General features: G+C 62.3%; 1 protein-coding gene. It reads right to left on the bottom strand.

Going from position 1 to position 701, the window contains the following annotated elements:
• Window positions 1-315: ribonucleotide reductase N-terminal alpha domain-containing protein (locus DEQ92_RS21105; protein ID WP_304999708.1), on the bottom strand; the 315-nt coding region annotated here is incomplete at its 3' end.
• Window positions 316-701: the final 386 nt, after the last annotated feature.

The following is a 701-nucleotide window of genomic DNA, read 5'->3' as shown; positions in this document are numbered from 1 at the left end:
GCCCTTGCCGAACACTTCCGCGGCGAGTTCGTCGCGGCGCGGGTGGTCGGGCTTCAACTGGTCAGGCGTGACCGTGACGTCGACGTCGCGGCGCTCGGCCTCGAAGACGGCCTCCGCGAGCGCGACGTTCTTCGCGACGCGCGGGAAGAGGTCTTCCTGGGACTCGATAGGGTCGCCGTTGGCGTCCTTGCGGAGATAGCGCGCCGGCAGAATGTTGTGGTAAGCGTTGGCAGTGAGCCGCTCTTCGAGCGAGTCGCCGTCGGTACGCTTGACGGGCAGTTCGAGCTCGCCTGCGTTCACGGACTGGTCGCTCATCTACTGTACCTCCCGCCCTGTGCGGTTGCACCGGGCGATCTCGAATCGGGTGACTGACTCAGTTCTGGGCATTTGTAACGATGACTTGTGAGTGTGGCAGGTCGGTTAAGGCTTCGGTATCCGGACTCTACCGTGATAAATATCATATTCTATACCTACACCCTGACCGGCTGCGCCACGCGTTCGACCTGACGAGGAATCGTATGCGCGGAGGGGGTATGAAGGTTGGCAGACCGAAGTGGAAGTGAAAATGCGAATCTGCGAGTCGAGCGCTGTCAGTCGATTATCCAGCGGAACCGAGGGGGCGTCGCACGCCCCGAGCGCGCCGCCGTAGGGGACAGCCGACTGCGAGCCCCCACCCGACCGAGTCTCGTTTAAATGCTTCT

Origin of the sequence: Haloferax sp. Atlit-6N (assembly GCF_003383195.1) — an archaeon.
GTDB lineage: Archaea > Halobacteriota > Halobacteria > Halobacteriales > Haloferacaceae > Haloferax > Haloferax gibbonsii.
The sequence above is the reverse complement of the archived record's forward strand: the minus strand, read 5'-3'. Positions and strand labels throughout refer to the sequence as shown.